10 protein-coding genes are annotated in these 15,756 nt (G+C 53.3%); 7 read left to right on the top strand and 3 right to left on the bottom strand.

Annotated features, from left to right (window positions below):
• Positions 1–1,033: 1,033 nt before the first annotated feature.
• The 3 genes from H8K03_04820 to H8K03_04810 all read right to left on the bottom strand — a co-directional run bounded on the left by H8K03_04820 (position 1,034) and on the right by H8K03_04810 (position 2,080).
• On the bottom strand, positions 1,034–1,543 hold the full coding sequence (locus tag H8K03_04820) for a cytochrome C (protein ID UVT21239.1): 510 nt from the start codon (positions 1,541–1,543) through the stop codon (positions 1,034–1,036).
• A gap of 47 nt (positions 1,544–1,590) precedes the next feature.
• A complete protein-coding gene (locus H8K03_04815) occupies positions 1,591–1,749 on the bottom strand; it encodes a hypothetical protein (GenBank protein UVT21238.1) in 159 nt (52 codons plus the stop codon).
• Positions 1,750–1,870: 121 nt separating this feature from the next.
• Entirely contained in the window at positions 1,871–2,080 is a 210-nt protein-coding gene (locus H8K03_04810; protein ID UVT21237.1) for a hypothetical protein, read from the bottom strand.
• A gap of 254 nt (positions 2,081–2,334) precedes the next feature.
• On the opposite strand from H8K03_04810, the gene H8K03_04805 reads away from it, so the two are divergent.
• The 7 genes from H8K03_04805 to H8K03_04775 all read left to right on the top strand — a co-directional run bounded on the left by H8K03_04805 (position 2,335) and on the right by H8K03_04775 (position 15,537).
• Complete coding sequence (locus tag H8K03_04805) at positions 2,335–5,301, top strand: SMP-30/gluconolactonase/LRE family protein (protein ID UVT21236.1); 2,967 nt, start codon at positions 2,335–2,337, stop codon at positions 5,299–5,301.
• Positions 5,302–5,460: 159 nt separating this feature from the next.
• A complete protein-coding gene (guaB, locus tag H8K03_04800; GenBank protein ID UVT21235.1) occupies positions 5,461–6,927 on the top strand; it encodes an IMP dehydrogenase in 1,467 nt (488 codons plus the stop codon).
• 99 nt (positions 6,928–7,026) lie between these two features.
• Positions 7,027–8,583, top strand: a complete 1,557-nt coding sequence (gene guaA / locus H8K03_04795) for a glutamine-hydrolyzing GMP synthase (protein UVT21234.1) — start codon at positions 7,027–7,029, stop codon at positions 8,581–8,583.
• Positions 8,584–9,949: 1,366 nt separating this feature from the next.
• Positions 9,950–10,162: an IS3 family transposase gene (locus tag H8K03_04790; protein ID UVT21233.1), complete on the top strand. Its 213-nt coding sequence runs from the start codon at positions 9,950–9,952 to the stop codon at positions 10,160–10,162.
• A gap of 41 nt (positions 10,163–10,203) precedes the next feature.
• The gene (locus H8K03_04785) at positions 10,204–11,682 is read left to right on the top strand and encodes a UbiA family prenyltransferase (protein UVT21232.1); all 1,479 of its coding nucleotides are present in this window, start codon (positions 10,204–10,206) and stop codon (positions 11,680–11,682) included.
• A gap of 542 nt (positions 11,683–12,224) precedes the next feature.
• A complete protein-coding gene (locus H8K03_04780) occupies positions 12,225–13,820 on the top strand; it encodes a glycosyltransferase family 39 protein (protein ID UVT21231.1) in 1,596 nt (531 codons plus the stop codon).
• Between the two features lie 499 nt (positions 13,821–14,319).
• Positions 14,320–15,537, top strand: a complete 1,218-nt coding sequence (locus H8K03_04775) for a hypothetical protein (protein UVT21230.1) — start codon at positions 14,320–14,322, stop codon at positions 15,535–15,537.
• Positions 15,538–15,756 lie beyond the last annotated feature (219 nt).

Here is a 15,756-nt window from a genome sequence, read left to right as displayed (position 1 = left end):
CTTTCAACTATGACCGATGCACGCTGGATTGTTTTAGTTGACAAAGAAGCTGGAACGGGAGTATTGAGAAAATAGTCCATTGACTTGTCGCATTCTATAAGCTTCGAGTCATTCCGTAGCAGGAGGAGGTGGAAATGGAAGACCTTAGTCCACCGGATCACATCGGCCCGCCGAGTTATGGGCGGGTGCCGCGCCAGTCACGCTAGCCGGTTCTCCATCGGCTGTCGTTTCCCCGCGTAGGGGATTCAAATGTCAGATACGCCTTGTGGAGATTTCAGGTTGGCGTAACGGTACGCTGGCAAGCGAATCTCAGTGCTTCCCATGGAGCACTCTTCCACCCATTGGCCCACTCTTCGCGCGGGTCTCAAAAATTAAAGGATTCCCTTGGTGCCCTAAGCGCCATGCACGGGCGGCCTCACCCATCGGGAAAGGGTCGCCCGTAGTGAATCCATTCGGGTTTCGTAGGAATGAACCAGACTGAGACGAGGGAAAAGGTTCAGAGCGTCTAAGGCCTTTTTTGAGAAAGCAATGTGAGAAGCGCAACGTCTGAGCTCATGGCACAAACGAAAGGAGTGAGCCATGGATAGTACCTTTTTGATGTTCGCGTCTGTCATGCTTGCAATCTTTATCGGTGGCTTAGTCGTGTACAAAAAGAGTTAGTAGTTCCAACGGGGTGACCAGGTGGTTGCCTGACCGCGTAGTGAATCAATGGCCGCGGGCACCGGTAGCGTGTGCCGAGCCTTCAGCAATTGAAGTCGCCATTGAAAACGAGGGTGGCGATTCGTGAGGGAGGTTTGTCACGTATGCGCCGGTGCGTGGCGGAGAGTTAGAGGTTCGTTGCAGCGAATTCTTGTCTTCGACCGTCGCTGTCTTTCATAGCTCAATCTCTTCGTTAGTGTGATCCACGTTGCAGTTGAATCAACCCCCTGACAAGTGCACTTCTCACATCTTCCTTCAATGTTCCGTAAATAGAATTGGCTGGTGTGATCCTCCGAAAACCTGACAGACAAATCCTGTCCTAAAATTCTTACAGCTACGGGAACTGGATATACGGCTTCGGCGGTTCTTGATCCGGCGGGAGATAGCTGGGAGCCGGTTCGCCGGCAGGTCCGAGTTTTCTGATGAATCGATACATCGCCCGCAGATCCTGTTCAGTCATCACACGAAGCACAAACCATGGCATGGGCGGGCGAAGCTCGACTGAGCGTGAGACCTTGATCCATTCGTCTTCCGAAAGATTCTGCATATAGAGACGCAAGTTGCTCGCATAGGTGGTGCCCCAGGGACCACGCCATCCCATCGCATCTCCCTTGAGCCAGTCTTTCTCGGGAATCTTGCCGGCCGCTTCCGCATAGCCGGTTGTGTGGCAATCGTTGCATCCGGCGATCTTGATGACATATCTCGCCCGATCCTCGGTTTTCTTATCCAATGTAGAAGCCTGACCGCTTGAGCGTACGGTGTCACCGGCGAATGCCGGAGCGATCATTGCTCCGATGAGTAGCAAGCAGAGCATTGAAGATCGGATGATCTGAATCTTAAGCATGGTGCGTTCTCCCTAATAGCTGTAAGGCAAGCCAAGATGAGCGGATCTCAATATTCGTCGATTTCATCGGTCTCGTCGAGCATTTCCGCCGTGATCTCGTCGGCCTCGGCGGTCCACTGGGTCAGGGGAATGCCTTTCGCCTTCAGGATGGCTTCTTGCTCCGTTCCCGCCGCCGTCGTCAGTTCATACGTTACCGTTTGTCTCACCTGAAACATCCTCATGATCGTTCACCTTTGAATCCGCTATGGTTATTGATACTGAGCTCGTTCAGTTGTTGTTTCCTCTGTGACGAACTATTGAGTAGCTGTGCCATTGTTCGGGTGTGTACTAACAAGGCTTCTTTTGTCCTTGCATCCGCGCCTGTTCCAACTCGGTCTGCTTACGCATATGCTCGAGTTCAAGCTGGAACTGGCGTTCCCGTTCATCATTCAGGCGTGGAGGCCTCGCGTTACCTCCGAACCCGTCTTTCCCGGCTGCCTGTACGCCCATCGAGGTCAGCAGTACACCGATCATGACGCCAAGTATGAAATTCCGCATCGCTGCCTCCGTCGTGCTCCTTTCTGAATTCGGACCACCATCCCGCAGTTCATTGCGCTATCGAGTGAACGGCGCATTGTAATCGATCCAGCTGTGGATACCATAGAGGCTCTTTTACTCTGTTGTAGAGAGCCAATGGCGGTTGCCTTGACTCCATTTCCATCGCTTTGCTAGAGTGTCCAATCCAAGTCTAAGCGATTGAAAGTTCCACTGTTTCTGAACCGTTTTACGAACCACCCTGAGGCAATACCGTGATGAAAGCCTGGCTTTTTGATGAAATGTTTCAATTCGATCGGCACCGTCTCTTTGTCGATGGAACCCAGGGAGAGTGGGGCGGAGGAGATTCGCTGGTAGAGGACGAAGAGCTGCCGTCTCCGCCCCAGAATGTCCAAGCCAAACCTGGTAATGGACGCATCACGATCACGTGGGATCCGGTTCCGGACGCCATGTACTACAACCTGTATTTCCAGACCACCAAGGGCGTACAGATCAAGTTTTCGGAACTGACCCGACCCATCGCCAGCCCCGAGGATTTCAAAAGCGCGATCGGAGTCAAGAAAGACAAGGCGACGTGCTTGGAAGGCGCCACGAGCCCCTATCTCCACGACGACCTTGCCAATGGAACTTGTTATCACTATGTCGTCACGGTAGTGACCCCGAAGGGGGAAAGCCCTGAATCGCAAGAAGTCATGGCGATTCCTTCACCCTATCTGTTGGCCATGGTCATCGGCCATGAGGGTGTCGATGAGGGTGAATTCAGCTCACCCACAGGGATTGCGCTGGACAAGGATGGCAACATCTATGTTGCGGATACCGACAACCATTCGATCCAAAAATTCGACAAGGCCGGAAAGTTCTTAGCTCGATGGGGTGGTGAACCCGGCACACAAGAGGGCCAGTTTTACTATCCGCGCGGCTTAGCAGTGGGGCCGGATGATGTCGTGTACGTGGCCGACAGCGGGAACAATCGAGTGCAGAAGTTCGATCTGGAAGGCAACGTGCAGAAGGCCTGGGGCAAGTTTGGGTTCGCCTGGCGCGGAGCCGACATGGGCCGGTTCGACGTGCCGTGGGGGATTACGACGGATCAAGACGGCAACGTCTACGTCTCCGATACCAGCAACGCACGCATTCAAAAGTTTCAAGCCGACGGCCAGCCGCTGCTGAAGTGGGGACGTGACGGGAGTTTCGACGGCGCGTTCTTTTTCCCGCGCGGCGTGGCGGTCGATTTCGTCGGCAACATCTATGTCGCCGACGAGAGCAATAACCGCATCCAAAAATTCGATCCGCGGGGAAGCTTCTTGACGAAATGGGGGCGCGAGGGCAGCGGGCCCGGGCAGTTCAAGGCGCCATGGGGGATTGCCTGTGATGCGCTGGGCAACGTCTATGTCGTCGACAGCGGCAACCACCGGATTCAGAAATTTGACGGCAATGGAACGTTTCTCTGCTCATTCGGCAATCGCGGTAAAACGGAGGGGCAGGTCAACTTCCCCTACGGCATCGTCGTAGATAAGGAAGGCAGCGTCTTCGTGGCCGACAGCGGCAACAACCGTGTCCTGAAGTATGTGCCGACCGAAGAGGAGATCAATCGTGGCAAAGAGCAGCCGACCCAGGCGGTGGAAGCCGGGGCCGTGCAGCCGCCCCGCAGTCTCGCCGTGAAGCCCGGTGATACAGAAGCGTTCTTGAGTTGGATGGAGGTGGCGGGCGCGCAATCCTACAATCTCTATTTCAGCACCGCTCCTCATCTCACGACTCAGGGGGCCACCAAGATCGAGGGTGTGACGAATCCCTATACCCACGAGGGCCTGACCAACGATACGCCGTACTTTTATGCCGTGACGGCGGTGTTCGAAGACGAAGCGGAAAGCGGATTATCGGAAGAGGTCACGGCGACGCCCGTGCTCATTGATATTACGGCGCCGCAAAATCCGTACGCGGTCATCAATCACGGGGCGTTCATGACCAATTCGCCTGACATCGTGGTGACGATCTCGGCGACCGATTTGGACTCGGGGGTCGGAGCCTATTTTATCTCTGAAAGTCCGTTGACTCCTGTGGCCGGAACTCCGGGGTGGGTGGATGTGACGCCGGCCATCAAGTTCGGGGCTACCATTCCCTTCCTCCTATCCCCCGCGGATGGGCAGAAGACGATTTATGTATGGTTCAAGGATATCGGCAACAACATCTCCACTCCGGCCAGCACGACGATTCTCGTCAATACCTCCGGCTACCTGTGCGTGTCGAAATGGGGCAAACCCGGACGTGGCGCGTCGCTCTTGCATGGCGGCGAGTTTCTGGCGCCGATGTACGGACTCTGCGTGGATCAGCAGGGATCGCTGTTCATCGTCGACAATGGAAACAATCGTGTGCAAAAGTTCGACAACGCCGGCAGTTTCATCATTCTCTGGGGGAGTTTCGGTTCGGCGAATTCCAACTTCCACAATCCCACCGGCGTTGCCTGCGACGGCAAGGGCGACGTGTGGGTCGTCGATACCAACAACCATCGGGTTCAGAAGTTCGACGGAAAACTCGGCGGCTACCTCATGAAGTTCGGCTCGCGTGGAAATGGGGAGGGGCAGTTCAATGCCCCCTGGGGTATTGCAGTAGACCGTGTGCGCGGCTATGTCTACGTCGTCGACAGCGCCAATTTTCGTGTGCAGAAGTTCGACATGGCGGGCGAGTTCATTATGGCTTGGGGCAGCTTCGGAAACGGCGATGGACAGTTCTATTTCCCGCGCGGGGTGGCGGTCGATCAAGAAGACGGGTCGGTCTATGTCGTCGATATGGGCAATCACCGTATCCAAAAATTCGACACCAGCACCAATGTCTTGCCGCAGCTGTTGACGAAATGGGGGGGCAGTCCGTCGGCGGGGCATGCCAGCAGTTCCTTGGCTCAAGAGGCCGGACAATTACGCTCACCATGGGGCATCACCATCGATGGAGCCGGAGATGTCTATGTGACGGATACCGGGAATCATCGGATCGAAAAGTTCGACCGAGAGGGGAATTTCATCACTCAGTGGGGCGGGTTCGGCAACGGTGACGGGCAATTCAATTTCCCATACGGGATCGCCGTTGATGCAAAGGGCAGTGTCTTCGTCGTGGATAGCGGCAACACGCGAGTTCAGCAGTTCATGCCGGCGGAAGAGGGCAGCGAGCGGTTACAAGACGAGGCCGAGGAGTTGGCCGACTTGGAAAAAACGCAACGCACGCAGAGCGTCTAATAGGATCTCACATGAGCCGGCAAGCTGTTCAAAAAGGCCGTCCAGCAAGGCCGCAGTAAGCGAAGAGGCGACGCGTACTTTTTTCCATACGTTGAACCTCTGAGCGCCGCGAGAACGCAGCTGGCGGACTTTTTCAACGGCTTGCTAGAAGAGGGTACGATGCTTGACAAAGAACCGAGACAGGGACTCACCTATGACGACGTGGTCCTCGTGCCTGCCAAGTCACAGATCCTACCCAACGAAGTCGATACCGGCACCTTCGTATCGCGCAACATCCGGATCAATATTCCGCTCCTCAGTGCCGCCATGGACACGGTGACGGAGGCGCGATTGGCGATCGCGATGGCGCGTGAAGGGGGGATTGGCATTATTCATCGAGTCCTATCGCCGGCGGATCAGGCAATCGAGGTCGACAAAGTCAAAAAATCAGAAAGTGGCATGATCCTGGATCCCGTGACGATCTCTCCCGACGAGACAATTCGTGACGCCCATCAATTGATGGCGAAATATCGAATCTCCGGCATCCCCGTCACGAAGGGACGCAAGCTGGTCGGGATTCTCACCAACCGCGATCTGAGATTTGAAACCCGAATGGACTTGAAAGTGTCGCAGGTGATGAAGCGGGACCGGTTGATCACGGCACCGGAAGGGACCAGCCTGGAAAAGGCGAGAGAGATTCTTCATGAACATCGGATCGAAAAGTTGCCGGTCGTGAACAAGCAATTTGAACTGAAGGGTCTCATTACGATCAAGGATATCGAAAAGCGGATTAAATATCCCAACGCGTGTAAGGACAGCCATGGCAGATTACGGGTCGGGGCGGCGGTCGGTGTCGGGCAAGATACCGAAGAGCGCGTGACCCTCCTGAAGAAATCAGGCGTGGATCTGGTGGTGATCGATACGGCACACGGTCATTCGCAAGCGGTGCTGGATACCGCGAAGATGATCAAGAAACTGTATCCGGCTCTCGAACTTGTTGTGGGAAACATTGGAACCGCAGAGGCGGCCAAAGACCTCCTCAAAGTCGGTGTCGATGCCGTGAAGGTCGGGGTCGGACCTGGATCGATCTGTACCACGCGGATCGTGTCGGGCGCCGGAATGCCGCAGCTGACCGCCATCGCGGATTGCGCCAAGGCGTTGAGCGGAAGCGGGGTGCCGATCATTGCCGATGGGGGCATCAAGTTTTCCGGCGATATCACGAAGGCGCTGGCTGCCGGTGCCTCGTCTGTCATGCTCGGCGGTCTGTTTGCCGGAACGGAGGAATCTCCGGGCGAGACGGTGCTCTATCAAGCCAGAACCTATAAGGTCTATCGCGGCATGGGTTCCATCGGGGCGATGGAGCGAGGGGGCGGAGATCGGTACGGGCAGGGTGGGCGCGCGCCGCAGAAGTTGGTCCCCGAAGGAATCGAAGGCCGTGTTCCTTATAAGGGTCCGCTGGCGGCCGTGGTCTACCAGTTGGTCGGCGGCGTTAGGTCGGGGATGGGCTATTGCGGCTGTAAAACGATTGCCGACCTGCAGCAGAATGCGACCTTCATCAGGCAGTCTGTCGCTGGCCTGCGTGAGAGCCATGTGCACGACGTGATTATCACGAAAGAGGCACCGAACTACCGGATGGATTGGGAATAGCCCCGCGTGAAACGTCTCTCGTGAAGCATATCTCGCAATCACCTTTCTGTTTTCCTCGTCCAAGCGAACGACGCTTCACGCTTCACGAACGACGGCCCTATGGAACTTTGGCACAATAGAATTCTGGTCCTCGACTTTGGGTCGCAGTACACTCAACTGATCGCTCGCCGCATTCGCGAAGCCCAAGTCTACTCGCAAATCCTTCCCTGCACGGTTTCTTTGGCGACGATTCTTGCGTATCGTCCGCAGGGCATCGTTCTATCCGGCGGACCATCCAGCGTCTACGAAAAAAAAGCGCCGCTCGTGCCCAAGGAACTTCTCGATCAGAACATTCCGATCCTCGGTATTTGCTATGGCATGCAGCTGGTGACGCATCTCTCCGGTGGGGACGTCGCCAAGTCGACACATCGAGAGTATGGCCGAGCGGATCTCACGATCGACGACGCGGATGATCTGTTTCTAGGAGTGGGAACCGAGAAGCAGACAGCCGTGTGGATGTCTCATGGTGATCGCATCGAACGGATGCCGCCTGGGTTCCGATCGATCGCGCACACGAGCAATTCGCCCGTCGCGGCAATGAAGCGAAAGGATCACAAGCGGAGAATCTATTGCCTGCAATTCCACCCCGAAGTGGCTCACACACCGGAGGGCACGCGAATCCTGCGTAACTTCGTGTACGAGATTTGCGGCTGCAAGCCGACCTGGACCATGCAGTCCTATGTCGAGACGGCGGTGAAGCAGATACGAGAGCAGGTCGGCAAGGAACGGGTCATCTGCGCGCTGAGCGGGGGCGTCGATTCATCGGTCGCGGCGGCGCTGACGCATCGGGCGATCGGCGATCAGTTGACCTGCATTTTTGTCGATAACGGTGTCTTGCGGGCCGGTGAACGTGACCAAGTGCAGAAGACGTTCGCCTCGCAGCTCCACCTGAATCTCAGAATTCTTGACGGAACCAAACAGTTTCTCGCCGGGCTGAAGAATGTGACAGATCCCGAGCGAAAGCGAAAAATCATCGGGCGGCAGTTCATCAAGCATTTTGAGGCCGAATCGAAAAAACTGAAAGGCGTCAAGTATCTCGTCCAAGGCACACTCTATCCGGACGTGATCGAGAGCATCAGCTTCAAAGGGCCTTCGGCGACCATCAAGACGCATCACAACGTCGGGGGATTACCCGCGCGCATGAAACTGAAGCTCATCGAACCGCTCCGCGAATTATTCAAGGACGAAGTGAGGGTGCTGGGGAAAGAACTGGGATTGCCGGACGAAATCATCTGGCGGCAACCGTTCCCGGGTCCCGGGTTGGCGATCCGTGTGCTGGGTGCCGTGACGCCGGAGCGGACGGCGATTCTGCGGGCGGCGGAAGCGATCGTCGATCAGGAAATACGGAGCGCCGGTCTCTATCGGGAGATCTGGCAGGCGTTTGCGGTCCTGTTGCCGATTCGAACGGTCGGGGTGATGGGCGACCAGCGAACCTATGAGAACGTGATCGCGATTCGCGCCGTCACCAGCGTGGATGGTATGACGGCCGACTGGGCGAGGATTCCGAACGACGTGCTGGGCCGAATGTCGAGTCGAATCATCAATGAAGTCAAAGGCGTGAATCGGGTCGTGTACGACATCAGTTCGAAACCGCCGAGTACCATCGAGTGGGAGTAATAGTCTTGACCTAAACGGTTGATGTCGTGGGGTTCATTGCCTATCAGATGAAGGCGTGACGTAGATCAGGTGCTCTTTTGGATCCCAACTCCTAATCGATTTAGCAGCACAAGCATCGCATAATCGCCGTCCTTCAATAGCTTCTCAGCGCCATCCTTTGCGTCGCGTATCAACAGCAGTTCATCACGCTCGGCATCACACCGAGTATGAGTCGAAAGGACAACCGCTACAATAACACTGTGGCGGAGAGCCTCTCCAGCATGTTGAAGAATGAGCTGACCCATCATCACGCGCATCGCACGCGAGAGGAGGCGGGCCGGGAGATCTTTGCGTGTATTGAAGGATTCTATAATCGCCAGCGGCTATCTCAGTCCGCTGGAGTTCGAACGTCGGGTCAGTGAGTCTTAACCGGGGGTCCACGAAATCCGGGCTAGCTTAGGGTGGCCTATGAACCCGTCAGAAAAGTAGCCTGTCGCGTTTCTTATACTGATTTGAATTAAACGGTTACGGTCGCTGCAGCCTCCCTCCCACCACCTTTTTCAAACTCGACCGCCCGGGCTTCCATGTACCCAAGTCCTTGTGATCAATAGAATCATTATATATTCATGATGTATCGAATCGATACACCGTGACTCATCGGACCAAACTCTTAGACTCACTGGCCAGACACTCCTGCTCTTATAGCCATATGGGGCTTGAATACTTAAGTATCACTTTCCATTAGGCAAGATCTAAGGAGGAGTCCTGCTACAGCTGATCACCCCTCGATGTGGCAAAAGACCCCAGAAGAATCGAATAGTCTGACATCCTAAGCCATTTTACCAACATGGGGCCATAAAGCGAAATGGCATTCCTTTTGCTCAAGATGCATGAATATCGTATGGGCACAGTCGGGACTGGTGTTCGACAAGCGCCTTACTTGGTGTGGGCGAAGAGATGGTTCAGGACGTAAAAAGATGAGCCGGAAGCGTTAAGACTTTGATCCTCAACAAACCTGACGGCAAGCAGCCGCTACAGGAATGCCGGCTTGGTCTTGTCACGCAAAAAGGAGATCGCCAGCCGCACCGCATCCCACACCTTTGTGCCATGCTGGCCGTGAGCGGACTCTCTGGGACTCGGTCTTGGCGCTTGAGTAGGTTCTGCGGCCTAGGGGGAAATGCAAGTATGTGCCTCTTCCCCCAGCAGAATTAGTGTTGAAAGCAGAGCCAACTCCTAGTTGTTGCGGATATGTTGCTTTTGTAGGGTCAGCCACCCCAGACGAAGCAAGGAATGAGAAGTACCTAGGTTTTGAGGCTGTTCCACATCTTCCAGATATTCTTTCACTGCCCCTTCTGGGCGCGAGCAATAGGCCGAAACAAGGAGGCCAGTGGCTACTATGCCTGGCGGGATCGAATTCCGAGTGCGCGCGCCGAGCCCCTTTAAGAATGAACTGATCCACCATCAGCCGTATCACACACGGGATGAGGTGGGCCGGCAGATCTTTGCGTGTATTGAAGGATTCTATAGTCGCCAGCGGCTCCCTCAGTGCCTCGGCTATCTGAGCCCGTTGGAATTCGGGCGTCAGGAAGGTGAGCCTTAACCGGGTCTCCACGAAATCCCAGCTAGCTCAGAGCGACCTCAATGTCATCACGAGAAGCCACAGTTTGTACCGATCCCGTCTCATCCTTGGGAGACAAGGCTCAGACGATAATCGTTGATTTAGATGGAACCCTGCTCTGCACCGATACTCTCCATGAATCTGCTCTGCAACTCCTTCGTGATAAAAGCATTTCCGTTCTCTATCTTCCATTTTGGTTGCTAGCTGGAAAGGCTTTCCTCAAACAGAAGTTGGCGGACTCTATTAAGTTAAATCCGGCCACTCTACCCTACAACGTTAGGCTCATCGATTGGCTGAAACAGCAAAAGCAACTTGGGCATAGGCTCGTACTCTGTACTGCCACAAATACGAGTGTGGCCCAACGGATAGCAGACCACATTCAGTTGTTTGATGAAGTCATGGCCAGCGACGGCAATCACAATTTGGCCGGTGCCAGAAAAAAAGCTGCTTTGGATCAAGCGTATGGAGAGGGGGGATACATTTATGCGGGAAACTCCGCTGATGACATTCATGTGTGGAGTGGTGCATCGAAAGGCATCGTCGTCAACGCTTCATCGAGCGTTTTAGCCAAAGCGAAACAAGTTACGGAGATTCACGGTTACTTTCCACGTGTACCGATAGCCTGGTCGGCGTGGCGTCGAGTGTTTCGTATTCACCAATGGTTGAAGAACATATTGCTCTTCGTGCCGTTGATGGCAGCACATCGGTTCAGCGAAGTAAATTTGTTGGCGCAGCTTATTTTGGCGTTTTGTTCTTTCAGCCTCTGTGCTTCTGCAGTCTATATCACGAACGATCTGCTTGATCTTGAAAGTGACAGGCGACACCCCCGCAAAAAATATCGTCCCTTCGCTTCTGGCTTGGTGCCGATACACTATGGAGTCCTGTTAGCGCCAGTTTGTGGCTTGCTGAGTCTTGCGTTAGCGATCCACATCGGCAAGGCTTTTACGGTGTGGCTTCTTGTGTATTTCACGTTAACGTTTGCCTATTCAGTAAAACTCAAGCGGCTTGTCTTGGTGGATTGTTTGACATTAGCTGCCTTGTACACTCTGCGTATTGTCGCAGGTGCAGCGACCGTATCGATTCGGCTATCGTTCTGGCTGCTTGCCTTCTCGGTTTTTATATTTACGTCGTTGGCCTTTGTGAAACGGTACGCTGAATTACAAGATTCTTTGCGAGAGGGCAAAAACCAAACACATGGGCGCGGCTACTATGTGATCGATACGCCGATTGTCGAAACGCTGGGTATTGCTGCAGGGTATGCTGCGGTCTTGGTGCTCGCGCTTTACCTGCATGGGGAAAGTGCAACTGCACATTACCGTACTCCTGAATTTATTTGGGGAGCCGTACCGCTATTGATGTTTTGGATCAGCTGGATATGGTTGAAGGCGCATAGGGGACATATGTGCGATGATCCGCTCATATTTGCCGTTAGGGATAAAGTAAGTTGGGCGGTTTTGATTGGTATTGGCATAAGCTTTGCGGCTGCGATGGTTGTCGTGTAAATGCAAAATGCATTGCTTGCGATCGCTTCGCCGTTCTCGGCCGGGCAAGTCGCCGGGTATTGTCCGCCGGTTCTCCAACATGCCGGCAACAGATTTCTGCCTCGATACGGTGCCGGAGGCCATCGACCGGTATGGCATCCCAACCATCTTCAATGCCGACCAAAGGTGCGTCAGTTCACCTGCCATGAGTGCATGGGGTTCCTGAATCATCACGACATTCAGATGAGCATGGAATGGAAAAGGCCGCTGAGAGGCAATAGGTTGGTGGAACGACTCTGGAAAAGCATCAAATGCGAGGATGTGTCTTGCGCACACGGGACACCGTTAGCGCCGCGGAGCAGGGGCCGGAGCGCTATGTGAGTCGCCACAATCGGCCTCGACCCCATCAAGCTATTTACAGGCATACGCCTGATCCCGTGGACTGGAAAAACCAGCCAGCTTGCCTTCCGCTCAGTCAGCTTAACCGCCACAGGCAACACATATGAACAGACAGAACCTGTCCAATGAAACGGAGCCGCTATTGCGTAGACGCTGGAGTCTCCATGAGTGTTCTTGACATACAGAATGAACCGAGGTCAGTCAGCTGGGAACATCTGTTACCCATCACGGTCTGTCTAGTCTATCTGGTCATGGCACTGTATGTGGGACGGGATTATGTCGTCGGTTCCTACGATAATAGTGATTTCTATTCCATGTATGCTCCGGATGCCAAACGAATTGCCAAAGGCGAATTCCCAGAAAACACATTTAATGGCCCGGGATACCCTCTCGTTTTATCAGCAGTTACTGCAATAACTGGCGATTATTTTGTTTCTGGAAAATGGATTGCCGCGTTCTCTGCTTCCCTGTCTGGACTCGCTGCCTACTATCTGTTCAGGAGCCTATTTGGTTTCCGCACAGCTATCCTTGCCGTAATCATCATGCTGGTAGCTGGGGAATATGCGCTGTATTCGATTGAGCCTGGGACCGATCTGATGTTCCTCTTGTTGTGTGTGACAACAATGTTCACGATCACCTGTGTCACTCTTGGTCTATGGCAGAAGGTCATACTTGCGGGGATGTTGGCTGGTCTCGCCACTCTGACACGGTATAATGGAGTGTTTCTGCCGACAACCATCGTGACTGGTATCGTGATTTTCAACTGCTTTGGCCTGCCGGTTCTGAAGCGGGTACAGGTCGCGGCGACCCATTTAGTAGGCTTCCTGGTCATCATCTCGCCCTGGTTGTGGCTCAATTACGTCAATCGCGGTACGCTTCTATCCAGCACCAATTATCTCAACATGGCGGTCGTGTTTTATGGGTATCAAAATAGTTGGGAGGGATTTACACAGGCTGGCATGGTTTTTAAAAGTTTCGGGGATGTTCTATTTCACGATCCGAAACGATTTCTTCTGCATTATCTCGCCAATATCGCAAAATCGATTTCAGGAAGCCTGTCCGGGGAATTTCTCCTCGTACCCATCGGCGTGGTGGCTGTTGCAGCAATACCTTTGGCCCTCGTAAAGCTTCGTCAGCGAGAAATCTGGGTCTTTTTATTATCGTTATTCTTGTATCTGCTTCTCATGAGTTTCAATGTTTGGGAAACTCGTTATTATCTGTATGTGCTGGTCTGCTATGTAGGACTGGCCAGTTATCTGTTGATCGCTACTGCAGACTGGATTTCAGACAATGGATGGCTCTCATGCGGGATGACCAAGGCTGGCTTGCTCTGTATCGGCCTAACCATTTGTTCTATTTCTGCGCTGACGTCCATGAGGAATATACATCGGTATATCAACGACCAGCCCTATGAACTCTTCGGGGCAAGTGAGTATCTCAAGGGCGTTTCTGTCAGCGGCGTCAGGATCGTGGCTAGAAAGTCGCATCTTGCTTTTATGGTCGACGGGAAACATGTTTTCTTTCCGATGGTGAAATCGCTAGATGAGCTACATGAGTCACTGAAGAAATCGCCGGCTGATTATCTCGTGTATGACACAATTGCCTTGGGAAGGCGCCCTGAGCTTAAAATGCTCGCCGAACCTGTCAATACCATACCATGGCTGAAACCCGTCTATTCGGACTTGCAAAGGGCACTGGTAATCTATCGCATAGAAGTAGAAGATGCCTCTCAAGCTGGAGCGATCCCGCCATCTCAATAGGGGCCAATTTCAAGGATCTAGTTCCATTTTCAGCTCGGCTTCTTTCTGCACCATGCCCTTGTAGCCTTTCGCCTTGGCAAACAATCAGATTCCCCTGAAGCTTCCCCGCTCTTTGAACATGTGGTGAAGCCAAGATTTCTGGTGGCACTGTTGTCCAAACAAGAGGGAGAGACGTATGGGGCAGAAGCGGAAAACACAGTCGGAAGCGTTCAAGGCGCGTGTGGTTGTCGAGGCGGTCTAGGGCGTGCAAGTGCTCAGTGAACTCAGCGCCGCGCACCGGGTACACCCGACGATCATTGCCCACTGGAAACGGGGCTCCGTGGATGACTGTAACGGCTTGTCAAGAAGTAGCCCAGGGGTTAGGTCGTGGTTGTGAGAGAAAATGGCTTTCGTATTCGGCTCAGGAGCGGGCGCTCGGGTTCTCTTTGGATCGTGTCTCGTTGATGCAGCCGCTCATCAAATTTCGCAGGGGTGTTGCTAAGAGAGAAATAATCAAACCATGAGCCTTTTGAAACTCTCCCGATCAACGTTCTTAATCGGTGCGTGCTGGTTTTTGACCTCTGTGGTGTTTTACATGCTGAATCTTGCGCAACTAGCACCATTATTCTTTAGTGATGAAGCACAGGTCACACTGGTGGGGAATGACGGCTCGTTTTTTGGGGCCGATACGGTCGAAATCGCTGACGCTATGCGATCGTTGACCGTAGACGGAGATATGCGCAAACACCCGTTGTTTTCGATAGTAACCGCGCCGATGGTTGATGCCGTAGGGTGGCTATTTAGGATTGGTGAGGATCAGTCAGTTATCGTGACTCTTGGTCTAATAGCAGCAGGCAATGTAACTTTCGCATGGTGGATACTGAGTCGATTTGCAGTGTCAAAGACGCTCGCTCTGGCACTATGTGTGATGTACGGCTTAATGTTTAGTAATCTGACATTTTTCAGCATTCCTGAGACATATTCATTATCTGGTTTGGCGGTCGAAGCCTATGTATGCTTGTTGCTTGCGCTTGGAAATAAACGAACTGGTCGTAGTACTGTGTTGCTTGGGACGGCAGCAGGGTTTGCTGGGTTACTCAATCCACCTTTATTATCCCTCTCACTGGTGGGTATTGTTTATGGATGGAACTGGGGAAGAGAGAAGGAAGCCCTTCGTTACGGAATTTTGACGATGGTAGCGGCATGCTTAGTGTTTTGCCTGCCATATGCGTTAATTTACGGGCGTTCAATCCTGGGCTTTTCTCGAGATTACGCAAACCATTATGCCTCTCTCAGCAACCTGTTGGAAGTAAAGAAGGTGGCCTCTGTAGCAGTAAGTTTCTTCCTCTTTTCAGTAGTTAGCCCGGTGGGTTCGTTAGCCGGCAATATTCCCCTTCATCAGGTCCTGGGCTATGTTAATAATCCTATTGCTGCGGCGACCTTGCTTCTATATCTCGTCATTGGCGTTGTTGCAATAGGACAAGCCATCCGTCGGTCCGACGAGTTGGTGTTACCGATAGCCATCTGGGCATTGACCATGTTGGCGTTCTACGTGTTCTTTAACCCAAGAGAGGCGTTCTTATATTCGTCGCAAGTACTATTCCCACTGACCATATTGGCAGCGCGAGGATTAGCTAAGATACATTTGCCAGATCACTATAAAGCTGGTTTGGTCGTAAGCTTGTCGGTACTGTTGGGGTTAAATAACGTTCCTGTGCTCTATGGTCAAGCAATATAAATATGATACTCCACGAAATACTGGGTATCTCCGAGAAAGTCCAAGGCCATCTCAATAAAAGAGGACGGTTCACACTTGGAGTAAGGTACTGCTTCAACAGGGGCAGGGGAAAAGGACGCACCTCGTGAAGCGGTCGAAGTTCACCAAAGAGCAGGCCGTCCATCCGCTTCGCCAAGCGAAGCCACCTCTCCTTGCGTCGATGAACCTGCTCCGCGATCA

It is taken from the genome of Nitrospira sp., from assembly GCA_024760545.1.
GTDB lineage: Bacteria > Nitrospirota > Nitrospiria > Nitrospirales > Nitrospiraceae > Nitrospira_D.
The sequence above is the reverse complement of the archived record's forward strand: the minus strand, read 5'-3'. Positions and strand labels throughout refer to the sequence as shown.

Bases quoted from the DNA above. Each gene is read 5' to 3' on its own strand.
- H8K03_04805 (UVT21236.1), top strand. From the start codon at position 2,335: ATGAAAGCCTGGCTTTTTGATGAAATGTTTCAATTCGATCGGCACCGT.
- H8K03_04820 (UVT21239.1), bottom strand. From the start codon at position 1,543: ATGCTTAAGATTCAGATCATCCGATCTTCAATGCTCTGCTTGCTACTC.
- H8K03_04810 (UVT21237.1), bottom strand. From the start codon at position 2,080: ATGCGGAATTTCATACTTGGCGTCATGATCGGTGTACTGCTGACCTCG.
- H8K03_04785 (UVT21232.1), top strand. From the start codon at position 10,204: ATGTCATCACGAGAAGCCACAGTTTGTACCGATCCCGTCTCATCCTTG.
- guaB (UVT21235.1), top strand. From the start codon at position 5,461: ATGCTTGACAAAGAACCGAGACAGGGACTCACCTATGACGACGTGGTC.
- H8K03_04780 (UVT21231.1), top strand. From the start codon at position 12,225: ATGAGTGTTCTTGACATACAGAATGAACCGAGGTCAGTCAGCTGGGAA.
- H8K03_04775 (UVT21230.1), top strand. From the start codon at position 14,320: ATGAGCCTTTTGAAACTCTCCCGATCAACGTTCTTAATCGGTGCGTGC.
- guaA (UVT21234.1), top strand. From the start codon at position 7,027: ATGGAACTTTGGCACAATAGAATTCTGGTCCTCGACTTTGGGTCGCAG.